Here is a 15,649-nt window from a genome sequence, read left to right on the forward strand (position 1 = left end):
GGCAACTATTATGTGAAGAAGGAGTGTACGGACCAGCATTTCGGTCCAAACCGATGCCTTCGCAGCAGCTGTCTGACTGCATGCGGCCTTTCACCATCGTGATTTAGGCGACCACAGCGAAAAAGCGCAGAAACCTTGGCGAAAGCAGTCCAAAGTTTGCTTTGCATTTTTTCATTTGAAGGGCCCAATGTTGACAGCCTTTTATGAGAAAGCAGGTGAGAAGTTGGAAATCATCGAAAAAGCGCCAGCCAAAATCAACCTTGGCTTGGACGTACTGTATAAACGAGAAGATGGCTATCATGAGTTGGAAATGGTCATGGCCAGTGTGGATCTGGCGGATCGCCTCACCATCACAGAACTTGCGGAAAACAAGATTGTCATCGAAACCAACAAAGCCTTTTTACCGGTAGACAAGCGCAATAATGTCTATCAGGCGACGGCGATGTTAAAGGAACGCTACGGCATTCAGCAAGGTGTTAAAATCGACATCCACAAGCAAATCCCCGTGGCAGCAGGATTAGGTGGGGGTAGTTCAGATACAGCAGCCGTTTTACGAGGCTTAAACCGCCTGTGGCAACTCGATTTGTCGCCAGAGGAGCTGATTGATATCGGCGTCAAAATTGGAACCGATGTCCCTTATTGTCTTTATGGTCACACGGCTTATATCAGTGGCAAAGGGGAACAAGTCCAGCTGATGGTTCCCATGCCTCAGTGCTGGGTCGTGTTGGTAAAACCCAAAATCAGTGTTTCCACCCGCACAGTCTTTCCTGAAGTGGATGTGGATCATATCAGCCATCCGGATATTGCTGCTTTACGTAGAGCCATTGAAGATGATGATTATGGCGCCATGATTCGCCAAATGGGCAATAGCCTAGAAGACATTACCATCCAGCGCCATCCTGTCATCCAACAAATCAAAGACCGGATGATGAAATACGGTGCGGACGTCGCCCTTATGAGTGGCAGTGGCCCTACCGTTTTTGCCCTGTGCCAACAACATTCCCGAGCACAACGGATTTACAATGGGCTGAAGGGCTTTTGTGAAGAAGTCTATTTGGTCAGGACGTTGAAGTGACGGTGATAAATGAGTTGATCACCCATTTATTAGTAAATTTTGCTTCCTTTAATTAAACATTAGCACGCCTTCATATGAACAACGAATCCTATAAAATCAGCCTTTATTACGATTTACGATGAAAATCACGCTTCAAATCGGAAACTTTACGTTTTCGGTTGACGGGTGATTTTTTCTTTGATAAATTGATTCAGGAAACAAATCGGAAGTTTACGATTTGCATAGATTTTGCAACTGAAGAAATTATTTTGGATAGTCACTGATAGTGCAAGTAAAGGAAATGAGGCTTATGGAATGAAGAAATTTTTTTTGACAGCTGGCATTGTAGCTAGCGGGTTATTGCTAGCTGCTTGCGGTAATGAGAATGGTGCAGGTGATACGTCACAAGACTCGGGCAAAATCCAGGCAGTAGCGACTTTTTACCCAATGTACGAATTTACGAAAGAAGTATTAGGGGATACAGGGGAGGTTTCCTTGCTGGTGACGGCGGGAACGGAGCCTCACGACTATGAGCCTAGCGCCAAGGATATAGCGGAGATTAGTGATGCAGATGTCTTTGTTTACAATTCGGAAGCCTTCGAAACTTGGGTGGAAAATTTGACCGATAACTTGAATGAAGACAAAACCCTCGTGATAGAAGCTGCCGATGAAATCGACTTGTTGAGCGCCGCTGAGGATACCCAAGATCACGAATCAGAAACAGAAACTGATGGTCATGATCATGCGGGAGTAGATCCTCATGTTTGGACGGATCCGTTGATGGCGGTGAAGGAAGTTCAAGAAATCGCCCAAGAGTTGGGAGAAAAATACCCAGAGCAAAAGGCCACCTTCGATAAAAACGCGCAAAATTACATTACCAAATTGGAACAACTGGATGCTGATTATCAGGCAGCCTTCAAGAATGCCAAGAATAAAACCTTCTTGGTACAACATGCGGCCTTTGGTTATTTAGCTCATCAATATGGCTTGACGCAAGAATCGATTGCCGGCTTGTCTCCGGATCAAGAACCGACGCCAGCTCGGTTGGCAGAGTTGAAACATTTCGTGGAAGAGCATGATGTTTCGGTGATTTATTTTGAAGAAAATGCCAATTCCAAAGTAGCGGAGACACTTTCCACGGAAACTGGCGTCGAATTAGCGGTGCTGAATCCGCTGGAGAGTCTCACGAATGACCAGATAAAAGCTGGTGCAACTTATCTTTCCGTGATGGCGGACAACTTAGTGGCGTTGCAAAAAAGTATCAAATAAGTCGAATTGAGGTTGCGGACGTAATCTTAACTAAAGGTCAAATTATTCCTAAATGATGGGGAAGATGCTACACTCAAAGAACCATGATAATTAAAGTCTTGGTTCTTTGAGATGCTTTAGTACATGTTACTAGATGCGATGATTTTCTGAATTTTGAGAAGTGGAAAATCATTTCGTAGGACGAGAAAGGCGGTGCGTGGTGCACTATATTGATGTGTCAAATCTGACTTTTTATTACGATGAAGAGCCGGTTTTAGAAAATATTTCTTATCAAGTGGACGCTGGTGAATTTGTGATTCTCACTGGTGAAAATGGCGCGGCTAAATCTACTTTGATCAAGGCGACGATGGGGTTGCTGAAGCCGACAAAGGGCACAGTGACCTTAGCAAAAACGAATGTAGAGGGAGAAAAAATCAGTATTGGTTATATTCCTCAGCAAGTGGCTTCCTTCAACGCTGGCTTTCCCAGTACGGTTTTGGAGTTGGTACAGTCAGGGCGCTATCCTCGAGGACGTTGGTTCAAAAGACTGAACAAAAAAGATCAGGAGCATGTGCGCCGAGCTTTGGAGGCAGTCGGTATGTGGGAAATGCGCCACAAACGTATCGGTGAGCTATCTGGTGGCCAAAAACAGCGGATTAGTTTAGCTCGCTTATTTGCTACCGATCCGGATTTATTTATTTTAGATGAGCCAACTACTGGGATGGATGAAGAAAGCCGTAACAAGTTTTACAAGTTATTACGACACAATGCTCATGAACATGGTAAGGGGATTTTGATGATCACCCATGACCATGAAGATATCAAAAATTATGCTGATCGGCAGATTCGGTTGGTGCGGAAGGAGGATTCGCCATGGCGTTGTTTTCATATGAATTCATGATCAAAGCCTTATGGGCAGTGGTTTTCATTGCGGGGATTGCACCGATGTTAGGCGTCTTTTTGGTGATCCGGCGACAGTCGTTGATGGCGGATACCTTATCCCATGTCTCCTTAGCCGGGGTAGCTTTGGGTTTTTTCCTCAATCTCGATCCTAGTTTGACGACTTTGGCCGTGGTAGTGGTGGCGGCGATTGTGATGGAGTATTTGCGTTCTATGTATCGCACCTATTCAGAAATTTCTATCGCAATTTTGATGGCTGGTGGCTTGGCACTGGCCCTAGTACTGATGAATTTAACACCAGGAAATTCTGCTACTAGTATCCAGTCTTATCTTTTTGGTTCGATTGTCACGATCACCACAAGTCAGGTAGTGACCTTGGCCGTACTGTTCGTAGTGACTTTAGTGGCATTTTTATTGTTCAAACGACCGATGTATGTGCTGACCTTTGATGAAGAGGTCGCTCACGTAGATGGTCTGCCAGTACGCTGGATGTCTATGACTTTCAATGTACTCACCGGAGTGGCGATAGCGGTAATGATTCCAATTGCTGGAGCGCTGTTGATATCCGCAATCATGGTTTTACCAGCAGCCATTAGCATGCGCTTAGGGAAAAGTTTCAATGCGGTCCTCTTTATTAGCATACTAGTTGGTTTAGTGGGGATGACTAGTGGTTTAGTGAGTTCCTTTTATCTCAATTCACCTCCAGCTGCGACGATTACGTTAGTTTTTATCGCCTTATTCTTAGTGGTAAATTTGGTGAAACGACTACTAGTCGCTGTACAACGAGGACAACGAAATCGTTAATAGATATGACAACGAAACAACTTACGAGAATTCTGTGGCATTTTCGTGAGTTGTTTTTTTGTGTTGGTATTATGTTTGGCTTCATAAAGGAACTTGCGTCGACTTAATTCCGAGAGTTGAACGAGTTTTTGCAATCCTCCTTACAAAATAGACAAATGCCGAACTATTTCTCTAATTTCATATAAAATGATAGCTTTTTTGCTGGTTAACCAGTATAATAAGGCGAGAAAATAACAGGAGGTACACAATTTTGAAAATTCGGCGCAGTGAACGCTTGATCGACATGACCCATTACTTGTTGGAGCATCCTCATGAATTGATACCGTTGACCTTTTTTGCCAAACGCTATGAATCAGCCAAATCTTCTATTTCCGAAGATTTAGCTATTGTGAAGAAAACCTTTAAAATGCGAGGAACCGGGATTTTAGAGACGATTCCAGGAGCCGCCGGTGGGGTATTATTTGTGCCGGAGATTAACAAAGAAGATGCACGAGCTTATATTGAGAAACTGTGTGATGAGATGAGTCAGCAAGATCGTTTATTACCAGGGGGCTATGTGTATTTGTCGGATTTACTGGGACAGCCGGATTTGTTGCGACAAGTAGGGCGAATTATCGCGTCTAAGTACCTCGACCAAAAAATTGATGCGGTGATGACGGTGGCGACCAAGGGAGTTCCTATTGCCCAAGCAGTTTCCTACTATTTAAATGTGCCCTTTGTGATTGTGCGTCGAGACTCTAAAATTACGGAAGGCTCGACAGTAAGTGTAAACTATGTTTCTGGATCATCAGAACGGATTGAGAAGATGGAACTTTCAAAACGCAGCTTGGCTCGAGGATCACGAGTCCTGGTGGTGGATGACTTCATGAAAGGTGGCGGTACAGTCAACGGAATGAAGAGTCTCATCGAGGAGTTTGAGTGTGATTTGGTTGGAGTAACTGTCTTTGCTGAAGCAAAATTTAAGGGTGTTCGGGCAATCAATGAGTACACTTCTTTACTGTTTGTAGAAGATGTAGATACCCGCACGAAAACAATTAGTGTGGTGCCAGGAAATTATTTTGAAGAGTAAGCAGATAATAAACCAGCGGAAATCTTCTTTCTGCTGGTTTTTGTTAGCAATAAAGTAAAAATTAAACAGCAGTATAAATGCAGATTGGTCTACATAAGAATAGTTGAAAACTCATGGCGGGTAGGCTAAACTTAAGCGTAGACTTTTAGTATGTAAATTTGGTAGGTACGGTTGCTAACGACGGGACTACTGATTATTCGGAGGAAGATTCATGACAGAACGGTATGCCATTATTTTGGCTGCGGGTAAAGGAACTCGCATGAAATCAAAACTATATAAAGTGTTACATCCAGTATGTGGCAAACCGATGGTAGAACATATCATCAATCGGGTAGAAGAGACGGCTCCTGCTGAAATCATTACGATTGTCGGTCACGGGGCGGACAAAGTGAAAGAACAGCTGGGTGACCGCACCAAATATGCGTTACAAGCAGAACAATTAGGTACGGGTCACGCTGTGTTACAAGCAGAAAACTTCCTAAAAGGTAAACCTGGAACGACGCTAGTCATTTCTGGCGATACCCCATTATTGACTTCAGAAACGTTGCAAAATCTTTTTGATTACCATCAAGGGAAAAATGCCAGTGCGACGATTTTGACTGCTAAAGCTGAAGACCCAACAGGCTATGGACGAATTATTCGGGATCATGTCGGTATCGTAGAAAAAATTGTTGAACAAAAAGATGCGACGCTGGAAGAAGCCCGCATTCAGGAAATCAATACAGGCACCTATTGTTTTGATAATGAATTGTTATTTGATGCCTTGAGCAAATTGGATACGGACAATGCACAAGGGGAATACTATCTGACTGATATTATCGAAATTCTCAAGAGTGAAGGCAAAAATGTCGCGGCTTACTTGACGGAGGATTTCGATGAATCGCTGGGAGTCAACGATCGTGTGGCATTAGCTAAAGCCAATGAAATCATGCGTCAACGAATCAACCATCAACACATGGTCAATGGGGTCAGCTTCATCGATCCGGCGGCAACCTATATTGATGATGGGGTGGTAATCGGTGCCGAAACCGTTATTGAACCAGGGGTGTACTTAAAAGGTAACACGGTGATTGGTAGCGATTGTGTGATTACGACCAATTCCCAAATTGTCGATTCGACGATTGAAGATGGTGTAGTTATCAAAACCTCGGTAGTTGAAGAAAGCATTGTCCGCAGTGGGGCTGACGTAGGGCCTTACGCTCATTTGCGTCCCAAAGCTGAGATTGGTGTAAATGCCCATATTGGCAATTTTGTCGAAGTGAAAAAAGCAACGATTGGTGAAGGAACCAAGGTTGGCCACCTGACCTATGTCGGGGATGCAACCTTAGGCAAAGATATCAATGTAGGTTGTGGGGTCGTCTTCGTCAATTATGATGGCAAAAACAAACACCATACAACGGTTGGCGATCATAGCTTTGTCGGCTCCAATGCCAATTTGATTGGACCGGTGGACATCGCTGCTAACACGATTATCGCAGCTGGCTCGACCATCAACAAAGATGTGCCAGAAGGAGCAATGGGTATCGCTCGGGCTCGACAAGAAAATAAAGAAGATTTTGCTAAACGATTTCCTTTTTTCCAAGAATAACATGTCATTTGATGGTCTCGTCTCATTTCTGGACGAGGCCATTTTTGAGGTCCTTAAGGTGGTAGGAGTGTCATTTTTTAAGAAGGGGAGGAATTTGTTTGTGAAACGAATCTTTCCTGAAGATAAAAAAATAAGCCGGCTGCCGTTGGGACTTCCTTCTAAGCTGTTTCACAGAGTTGACGAAAACACTTGATTTATTTCATGAAAATGACTAATATTTACTTGAAAGTAACAGGTTCTCATCTGTCTATCTGCTGCGGTGTCCCAGGTACCGTAAGCCATCATGCAAGGAAGAAAGCGGAGGTTCTCATGTCTAACCATTATTTTGATCCAAGATTGAAGATTTTTGCCTTGAATTCCAATCGGCCCTTAGCGGAAAAGATTGCGGAAGCGGTCGGCGTCGAGTTGGGTAAATGTTCAGTGAATCAATTCTCTGACGGCGAGATTCAAGTGAATATTGAAGAAAGTATCCGGGGTGCCCACGTCTATGTCATCCAATCTACCTCAAGTCCTGTCAATGATAATTTGATGGAATTGTTGATCATGATTGATGCTTTGAAACGGGCTAGTGCGAAAACTATCAATGTGGTTATGCCGTATTATGGTTATGCTCGCCAAGACCGTAAAGCACGCTCTCGTGAACCAATCACTGCCAAATTAGTTGCCAATATGATTGAAAAAGCAGGAGCTAATCGCCTTGTCTGTCTAGATTTGCATGCGGCTCAAATTCAAGGATTCTTTGATATTCCAGTGGACCACTTGATGGGGGCACCATTGATTGCCAACTATTTCTTGGACAAAGGAATTCAAGGAGATGACGTGGTTGTGGTATCGCCTGACCACGGTGGTGTGACACGGGCACGTAAATTGGCCGAGTTCTTGAAAGCGCCGATTGCCATCATTGACAAACGTCGGCCAAAAGCTAACGTTGCTGAAGTCATGAATATCATCGGACATGTTGAAGGCAAAACTTGTGTCCTGATCGACGACATGATCGATACAGCCGGCACCATCACTTTAGCTGCCAATGCTTTGAAAGAAGCCGGTGCTAAGAGTGTTTATGCTTCTTGTACGCATCCAGTTCTTTCTGGTCCTGCGATGCAACGGATTTCAGACTCCGCTATCGAACGCTTAGTCGTGACCGATTCCATCAACTTGCCAGAAGACCGTAAGATTGAAAAAATCGATGAGATCTCTGTTAGTGCTTTGATGGGTGAAGCGATTAAGCGAATCCATGAAAACAAACCAGTTAGTCCTTTGTTTGAAACCAATCAACCACAATAAGCAATTGCAAAAGAAGCAGGGCCACTAACTTGGTGGACTGCTTTTTTTGCGTGGGGAAGGGAAAATAGGGAGACTTAGGAGCCGAGAATTTACCGTTATCCATCGTCGACCTGCCATCGTTCATAAGCTTTATCGTCAATTTTGGTGGGTCCTGGTATCCTCTTTCGGATTAAAAATGTTTTTCTTGATAGCCATCAAGTTCTTCTGCTAGCCAGACAGGTATACTTCGTGATGGCAAGAAAATTTAAGCATTTATTGAAAGAAGGATTATGAATGACTAAAGTGACCGACTATCTCAAAGAAAATCAAGCAACCCTCGATTTATACACCACGGCGATTACCCGTGCTCATGGCGCTCATCATCCAGAAGTTTTTCAGGTGAAAGCTCTCTATGATAGCATCAGCCAAAAATTGGCGGAGACTACTGAAAATCCGGATCTTTCGGCAACGTTTGCCCAATTACGGGAACTTACAGCAGACTACCAGATACCAGATGATGTCTGCCCCACCTTTACCGCTACCTACCAAATGTTGGCAAAAGCCGACAGCTTACAAGAGGAAACGGAAGGCTGAAATTCCTCTTCCATTTTCTGAAAAATATGCTAAGATGGAGCTGTACCAAAATAACTGAATATAGAACACGATCACAAAGGGGAGCCATGCCATTGGCTGAGAATGAGTGAACTCTAAACCCTCTGTACCTGTCTCGATAATGCGAGCGTAGGAATTGTGACGACTTAGAAGTAGCATATACTTCTCCTTTGTAGATTGTGACTGTTCTATAATCTGCAATGGAGGAGTTTTTTTATGAATAAAAATCTGCGAGTCTGGATCGAAGGAACGATTATCGCCGCGATGGGGATGGCTTTGTCTTATATTCCCATCCAAACGGCAAATGCAGCCTTGGATTTGTCTTTAGGGTTGGTGCCGTTGGTGTTGTATTCTTATCGGCGAGGTGCGCTGGCAGGGATGACAGCAGGCTTTGTCTGGGGCTTGTTAAATATCGTCTTAGGTTCGGCGATGAAGAACTTTATCAGTGTCCCGCAAATCATTTTTGAATACCCCTTTGCTTTTGCCTTTGGTGGCTTGGGCGGCTTGTTGGGGACTAAAGTTCGCCTTAGTGTGCAAAAAGGTTATCAAAAACAGATGGTGCTGTACATTGTCTTGGGTGCGGTGCTTGCGTGTCTCTCCCGTTGGTTTTGGCATTTTTGGGCGGGGGTCTTCGTTTGGGGCGCCTATGCACCAGAAAATATGAGTCCTTGGCTGTATTCTTTTTCCGTCAACGGTGCCTCCGCTTTAGGGAATATCATCTATGTAGCGGTAGTTTTGGTGATTCTGGTCAAAGTTGCTCCTAGGTTGTTTATCCCGAAAGACGATCATGGTGTTTGGTCGGCTACAAAATAAGTTGTAAACCGGTACTTATCGGCAACCGTTAAGTGATTGAACCACTAAAAAAGCTGCATTTTCCACATCATTTGGAAAATGCAGCTTTTTTGCTGGATCAAGGAAGGTCAAAATTTCGGCTGTCAGAAGCCTTAAATAGCCAGTTTCATCTAAGATCTAAGCAGAAATCAGTAAAAAAACTGAGGAATGAGGCCTGTTTTATAGTCGCCTATAATTGGTTCCCTGATATTTTGAGGGATGCTTCGAAAAATAAGGCCATCCTGTATTTTTACAGGCTTACTTTAATTGGTTAGAAAAAGGAGATCTTTGTCTTCGTAGGTCACTTGCCATTGGCGTCGGTCTTGTTGGTAAATCAAATGGCCGACGAGCATGTCATCTTTGGTAAGTTCCTCATTTTTTCGAAAACTACCATCTTCAATTAAGTAGATGGGAATTTTATAATCTTGGCCTTCTGTGTGGGCCGACTGGAAGCAAAAGACGACACCTTCTTGAAAAAGACCTTTCATCTCTCGTAAAAGACTGATATCAAGTTTTTCTACTGGAGTTGCTTTGCGGAAAAATGAACGGCGGTCGTTGATTTTTTCCAAGACTGTCCGAGTGAGTTTGTCAGCGAGAATCCGATAATACTCATCTAAATAGCGATAGTAAACCCGGGAAAGCTCGTCTTTCAAATCGAAGTAAACGAAATTATTCTGCAGTTTATAGAAAAATGGCGAGTGGAGATGGGTTTTCATGTGGCCAAAATACAGCAACTCACTGATTTCTAAGGGTGTCAGTTCTTTTAGCAGGGCACTGTCATTAAAGTCAATCCATTTGATATCCTCAGAAATCCGATTGCGAGCCAGTTCATCGAAATACTGTTTGACGCCTTCATTTCCCCGCAAAATTTTCAAACCGGTGTGGGTTTCATATTCACCGTAATCAGAGGAAGGGTCTAGAAGCAGGAGATTTTTTGGCTGATGGACGATGCCATGATAAAATTCTAAGGGACTAATGCCCCGTGACAAAACGGCATTGCTGGTAGTATCAATATGTATGTAAATCATTTTTGTCATGGGGCGCCCCCTCCTTTTTCCCGATACTACCATCATACAACAACGAGGGATTTCGTGGTGTTTCGTTTCCTTTAAAGTTTGATTACAGAAAGGGCTTTCTTTTGCAATCTTTTGCTAGTCCAGCCAATTTTTAGAAAATCCGCTCCGCAAAAGAAGGTTGCGTTTTCTTAAAACTAGCGAGGCTGTCTGGAGCTACCATAGCCGGTGTGCTGTTTTCTATGGTAAAATAAAGGCGCTAGCAATCAAATGAGGGCGGGGCTTATTATGAAAAAGAAAAAACATCGGGGAAGAAATTGGCTTATCAATATCTTTTTACTACTGCTTTTGGTAGTCGGACTGGTATTGGTTTTTAATAATCAAATCAAAAACGTGATTATCGACCATAATGGCGAAAAATTTGCGGTTTCTAAGCTTACGAGAGAAGACATCGTAAAAAATGAAGAAAAAGAAGCGAGCTTTGATTTTGAAGCGGTAGTTCCTGCTAGCTCCGAGACGGTTTTCAAAGCCCAATGGCAAAATCGTAACTTACCAGTAGTCGGTGGTATCGCCATACCCAAAGTGGGCATTAATTTACCAATCTTTAGAGGTGTTGCCAACGAATCTCTCTTGTGGGGTGCTGGCACCATGTTTCCTGATCAAAAGATGGGGGCGGGCAATTATTCTCTGGCCAGTCATCGTGCCTATGATAAAGGGTATTTATTCGAACCATTAGATCAGACTCAAATTGGTGACGCCATTTATCTGACAGATTTGGAAAATATCTATGAGTATACCGCTACCTTGAATATTACTGTTTTACCCACTGAGACGCAGTACATTGAAGAAGTCCCAGACAAAAAACTAGTCACTTTGATTACTTGTAATGAAATCGGCGGGACCAAGCGGGTAGTCGTTCAGGGGGAACTAAAATCGGTAACTCCTGTAAAAGAAGCAACGGCTGAAGTGTTGGGATATTTTGAGATGGATGTAAAACATTATTAAATTTCGGCATCAATTTGAATAAGCGACTAGCGCTAACCACTTCACGGGGATATCAGTGAAGTGGTTAGCGCTTTTTTTCTGAGCTTTTATCAGGCTTTTGGTGGGGAAGAATTATCTAAGGGTTACAAAAGCCAGCGTTACAGCAAGAATTCTTAACAAACCTGTCCCTCCTGTTCGTCTTTCTTTAATTATTTGAAAATCTTCGGTATAATTGATTATGGTCAGAATTAGTCAATGAAATCGCCAAAGCCTTGGCATTTCAAGGAAAAATGATTCTGCAAAGTTGCAATGATACTGAAGATAGGAGGATTCGTCATGACACGTCATAATACTTCAGATCTGATCGAGGCCTATCTGAAGAAAATTCTGGAAGATAGTGAGATAATTGAGATACGTCGAACGGAGATGGCCCAGCAGTTTAATTGCGTGCCTTCTCAGATAAATTACGTGATTAATACCCGTTTTACGATTCAACGGGGCTACACCGTGGCTTCAAAACGCGGTGGTGGCGGTTATATTCGCATTGAGAAGGTTAAGATTTCCGATAAACACCGCTTTTTAGAACAAGTCGCGGAATTGGTCGACGAGGCGTTGACGGAAAAAAATGCCTTGGCGATCATTCAAAAATTGTATGAAGAAGAGTTGTTGACCCAAAAAGAAGGCAATTTGATACTAGCGGTAATGGCTCAATCCACCTTGGCGGATTACCAAGAAGCAGACAAGATTCGCGCCAGTTTAATGCGTGCGGTATTGGAACGTTTAAGTTACGAAAAATAAGCATGCTGAAAGCCAACGTAACGGAGACAACATCGTCAGTGGTAACCAGCTAAAGTTAGCAACGAAAACCAGAGACTGTCACAGCTGCGGCGTCAGACAGCGGGAAGAAGGTAAGTTATGGAGGAATTGTTTACAGAACGGGCCAAGGCAGTATTGGCCATTGCGCAAGAAGAAGCAAAAACATTCAAGCACCAATCAGTGGGTTCTGAGCATTTGCTCTTGGCTTTAGTGATTGAACAAAATGGCATTGCCGGCAAAACGTTACGGGAATTAGCCATCAGTGAAAACGATATTCGTGAAGAGATTGAACATTTGACGGGTTATGGGACCGTGAAGAGCTACCCAGCTGGCGTTTATTTGCCATACTCTCCGCGGGCGAAGCAGATTTTTGCTTATGCCGGTGACGAAGCCAAACGCTTTGGCGCTCCCCAAATCGGTACGGAACATATTTTATTGGGCTTGTTGCGAGACGATGAGATCTTAGCGTCCCGGATTATGATTAATCTAGGGATGAGTTTGGCCAAGATGCGGCAAGTATTGAAGAAAAAAATGGGCCTCAATGAATCCAAAACCAATAACACAGGAGCCGCTAGTCGCCGTCGTCAAGCAAGTGGTCAGCAACAAGGGACACGACAAGGGGGCGTGCAACAAGGTACCCCAACGCTAGATAATTTGGCGCGGGATTTGACGAAGCTAGCCAGAGAAAACCGTCTAGATCCCGTGGTGGGCCGGACTAAAGAAGTCAAACGCCTGATTCAGATTTTGAGCCGACGCACCAAAAACAACCCTGTCTTAGTAGGGGAACCTGGTGTCGGTAAAACAGCCATTGCGGAAGGACTAGCGCAACGAATTGTGGCGGGAGAAGTCCCCGAAGACATGGCAGAAAAACGCTTGATGATGCTAGATATGGGCTCATTAGTTGCTGGGACCAAATATCGTGGCGAATTCGAGGATCGGATGAAAAAAGTCATCGATGAAATCTACCATGATGGTCAAGTCATCTTGTTTATTGATGAGTTGCATACCTTGATCGGAGCTGGGGGAGCAGAAGGCGCGATTGATGCTTCCAATATTTTGAAACCAGTCTTGGCTCGTGGAGAATTGCAAACCATTGGGGCCACCACGTTAGATGAATATCAAAAATATATTGAAAAAGATTCGGCTTTGGAACGTCGTTTTGCCAGAGTTCAAGTGGATGAACCAACGGCGGAAGAAGCGGTAGAAATCTTGCGAGGCTTGCGACCACGTTATGAAGACCATCATGGGGTGGAAATCACGGATGATGCATTGCAAGCAGCGGTCCAGTTGTCGGTGCGCTACATCAATTCCCGCCAGTTACCAGACAAAGCCATCGACTTGATGGATGAGTCAGCTGCCAAAGTGCGTTTGGATCGGGCGGACGAGCCGTCGCAACTAGCGCGACTACGGGAAGAAATTACCCAATTGATGCATGAAAAAGAGCAAGCTATTCAGGAGCAAGATTTTGAGCTGGCGGCTCGCTTGCGTCAAAAAGAGAAAAAACTCAGCCAACGTTTGGCGGAGTTGGCTTTCGCGGAGACCAAAGAGGCAGCCGGCTTTTCAAATAAGGTGACTGCAGAAGATGTAGCGACAGTGGTTTCTCAGTGGACTGGGGTACCGTTGCAACAGTTGGAGAAAAAAGAATCCGAACGCTTGTTGGATTTGGAAAAAATTCTTCACCAACGCGTAGTCGGACAAGATGAAGCCGTAACTGCTGTCTCACGAGCGATTCGTCGGGCCCGCAGTGGTTTGAAAGATCCCGACCGGCCGATTGGCTCCTTTATGTTCTTGGGTCCAACGGGTGTCGGGAAGACAGAACTTGCTAAAGCCTTGGCGGAAGCGATGTTTGGCTCGGAGGATTCCTTGGTACGAGTGGACATGTCCGAGTTTATGGAAAAATACAGCACCAGTCGTTTGATTGGTTCACCTCCAGGCTATGTCGGTTATGAAGAAGGCGGGCAATTGACGGAGAAAATTCGTTCAAAACCTTATTCTGTGATTTTGCTAGATGAGGTGGAAAAAGCCCATCCAGATGTGTTCAATATCTTACTGCAAGTCTTGGATGATGGTCATTTGACGGATTCTAAAGGTCGCAAAGTCGATTTCCGTAACACGATTTTGATCATGACTTCAAATATTGGTGCCACCCAAATTCGTGAAGAAAAGAATGTCGGTTTCAATGTGACCGACATTACCAAAGACCACGGTAAGATGCAAAAACGTATTTTGGAAGAGCTGAAAAAAGCCTTCCGTCCAGAATTTTTGAACCGAATCGATGAAACAGTGGTCTTCCGTTCCTTGAAGGAAAACGAAATCCACGAAATCGTCAAAATTATGAGCAAAGCCATCATCAAACGGATGGCTGAACAAGATATTCGCCTGAAAATCACTCCGGCAGCCTACGATGTCCTGGGGAAAGCTGGCTTTGATCCTGAATACGGTGCCCGACCAATCCGTCGCGCGCTGCAAAAAGAAGTCGAGGATCGCCTCAGTGAAGCCTTGCTGAGCGGCCAAATCCACCTTGGTGAGCAAGTGACGATTGGGGCTAAAAAAGGAAAGATTACGTTGACGGTGAAAGAAGACGCTAAAGTTCCTAAAGGGGCAACCGGTAAAGAAACAGCGCTAGTGTAAGATTTTTCCAGTCAGATTGCTGAAGGAGTTCTGCTATCCAGAGTTGATGGCAGGGCTCCTTTTTTATAGATAAAGAACTTATAGAAAATTAAGCTCCAAAAAGCTTGATGTATCAGGAATTAAGTGGCTTATCATGCCGACATTGTGATGGCCGAAAAAGGTGAAATTTAGCGACCTAGGAATTGGGTTGACGGTAGCTAGATCGGCCGGCTTTCATGAACTAGCCTTTACGAAATCAGTGGTTTATAATGGAGAAAAGTTTTCGATTATTCAAAAAGGAGCAACTGACTGTGCCTGCTATCGTATACAAATTAATTCCCCAAGATCCCTTCTTTGAGTTGCCGGAGGAGTTGGTGGTACCTTTTAAGCAAAAAATGAAAACAATCAATGACGACAATCGCGTGGAAATCACCGAACGAGTGCAGTTTATCGACGCTGGTGAAGAATTTCATGGGATTTGCTGTCCTTTTTGTGATGCAGCACTTGACCCGCTGTGGTGGCATCAAAAAATGGCCGCTTTTTATGCTCGAACACAAGGTTTTTATGATTTGACAGTGACGACGCCCTGTTGTGAGCAGTCCACCAGTCTAAATGAGCTAGTTTATGATTGGCCCCAGGGATTTGCTAGTGTTTCGGTGCAGACCACCCATGAGGCAAGCTTGCCGATTTTGAAAGAGGCAGCGCTAGAATTGACTGGTGTACCTTGGCGCTGGGTGAAAGCACGGTACGAGGTATTTGATTGAAGCTTTTCTACCAAGTTTTCTAGCTAGGAAAAACCTACTGCAAGCTTGCGAAGCTTATTTGTGAAATTCTTAAATTCAGCCGACTACTGCTGA

Annotated in this window: 14 protein-coding genes and 1 riboswitch; of the genes, 13 read left to right on the forward strand and 1 reads right to left on the reverse strand. The window is 44.1% G+C overall.

Translation table 11 applies throughout. The features are described from left to right. The first annotated feature begins 223 nt into the window (after positions 1–223). The 9 genes from ispE (at position 224) to thiT (ending at position 9,351) form a co-directional block, all read left to right on the forward strand. Positions 224–1,075, forward strand: coding sequence for a 4-(cytidine 5'-diphospho)-2-C-methyl-D-erythritol kinase (gene ispE, locus ACO03U_RS05715; RefSeq protein WP_204686323.1), 852 nt, complete (start codon positions 224–226; stop codon positions 1,073–1,075). Positions 1,076–1,369: 294 nt separating this feature from the next. Beyond that, positions 1,370–2,323: a metal ABC transporter substrate-binding protein gene (locus ACO03U_RS05720; protein WP_204686206.1), complete on the forward strand. Its 954-nt coding sequence runs from the start codon at positions 1,370–1,372 to the stop codon at positions 2,321–2,323. Positions 2,324–2,522: 199 nt separating this feature from the next. After that, complete coding sequence (locus ACO03U_RS05725) at positions 2,523–3,203, forward strand: metal ABC transporter ATP-binding protein (RefSeq protein ID WP_204686204.1); 681 nt, start codon at positions 2,523–2,525, stop codon at positions 3,201–3,203. Then, a complete protein-coding gene (locus ACO03U_RS05730) occupies positions 3,176–4,006 on the forward strand; it encodes a metal ABC transporter permease (protein ID WP_204686202.1) in 831 nt (276 codons plus the stop codon). The genes ACO03U_RS05725 and ACO03U_RS05730 overlap by 28 nt, the downstream gene beginning before the upstream one ends. A gap of 250 nt (positions 4,007–4,256) precedes the next feature. After that, positions 4,257–5,075, forward strand: coding sequence for a pur operon repressor (gene purR, locus ACO03U_RS05735; RefSeq protein ID WP_161870199.1), 819 nt, complete (start codon positions 4,257–4,259; stop codon positions 5,073–5,075). Positions 5,076–5,286: 211 nt separating this feature from the next. Then, on the forward strand, positions 5,287–6,663 hold the full coding sequence (glmU, locus tag ACO03U_RS05740) for a bifunctional UDP-N-acetylglucosamine diphosphorylase/glucosamine-1-phosphate N-acetyltransferase GlmU (protein WP_161868971.1): 1,377 nt from the start codon (positions 5,287–5,289) through the stop codon (positions 6,661–6,663). Between the two features lie 309 nt (positions 6,664–6,972). After that, complete coding sequence (locus tag ACO03U_RS05745; protein ID WP_161868970.1) at positions 6,973–7,947, forward strand: ribose-phosphate diphosphokinase; 975 nt, start codon at positions 6,973–6,975, stop codon at positions 7,945–7,947. 273 nt (positions 7,948–8,220) lie between these two features. Next, a complete protein-coding gene (locus ACO03U_RS05750) occupies positions 8,221–8,520 on the forward strand; it encodes an iron-sulfur cluster repair di-iron protein, ric (protein WP_204686200.1) in 300 nt (99 codons plus the stop codon). Between the two features lie 67 nt (positions 8,521–8,587). Further along, a riboswitch (TPP riboswitch) is annotated at positions 8,588–8,691 on the forward strand. Positions 8,692–8,754: 63 nt separating this feature from the next. Next, positions 8,755–9,351, forward strand: a complete 597-nt coding sequence (gene thiT / locus ACO03U_RS05755) for an energy-coupled thiamine transporter ThiT (protein ID WP_204686198.1) — start codon at positions 8,755–8,757, stop codon at positions 9,349–9,351. A 281-nt stretch (positions 9,352–9,632) separates the two neighbouring features. Here thiT and ACO03U_RS05760 read toward each other — a convergent pair whose 3' ends face one another. Next, the gene (locus ACO03U_RS05760; protein WP_204686190.1) at positions 9,633–10,406 is read right to left on the reverse strand and encodes a hypothetical protein; all 774 of its coding nucleotides are present in this window, start codon (positions 10,404–10,406) and stop codon (positions 9,633–9,635) included. A gap of 264 nt (positions 10,407–10,670) precedes the next feature. Here ACO03U_RS05760 and ACO03U_RS05765 point away from each other — a divergent pair, with 264 nt between their 5' ends. The 4 genes from ACO03U_RS05765 to ACO03U_RS05780 all read left to right on the forward strand — a co-directional run bounded on the left by ACO03U_RS05765 (position 10,671) and on the right by ACO03U_RS05780 (position 15,556). Continuing rightward, positions 10,671–11,387 (forward strand): class A sortase, encoded by a 717-nt coding sequence (locus tag ACO03U_RS05765; protein ID WP_204686189.1) that lies wholly within the window; start codon positions 10,671–10,673, stop codon positions 11,385–11,387. A gap of 315 nt (positions 11,388–11,702) precedes the next feature. Next, positions 11,703–12,164 (forward strand): CtsR family transcriptional regulator, encoded by a 462-nt coding sequence (locus tag ACO03U_RS05770; protein WP_161868965.1) that lies wholly within the window; start codon positions 11,703–11,705, stop codon positions 12,162–12,164. A 117-nt stretch (positions 12,165–12,281) separates the two neighbouring features. After that, positions 12,282–14,813 (forward strand): ATP-dependent Clp protease ATP-binding subunit, encoded by a 2,532-nt coding sequence (locus tag ACO03U_RS05775; protein ID WP_204686186.1) that lies wholly within the window; start codon positions 12,282–12,284, stop codon positions 14,811–14,813. A gap of 290 nt (positions 14,814–15,103) precedes the next feature. Beyond that, the gene (locus ACO03U_RS05780) at positions 15,104–15,556 is read left to right on the forward strand and encodes a hypothetical protein (protein ID WP_204686184.1); all 453 of its coding nucleotides are present in this window, start codon (positions 15,104–15,106) and stop codon (positions 15,554–15,556) included. The last annotated feature ends 93 nt before the right edge of the window (positions 15,557–15,649 follow it).

The organism is Enterococcus diestrammenae (assembly GCF_049384045.1).
Classification (GTDB): Bacteria; Bacillota; Bacilli; order Lactobacillales; family Enterococcaceae; genus Enterococcus_C; species Enterococcus_C diestrammenae.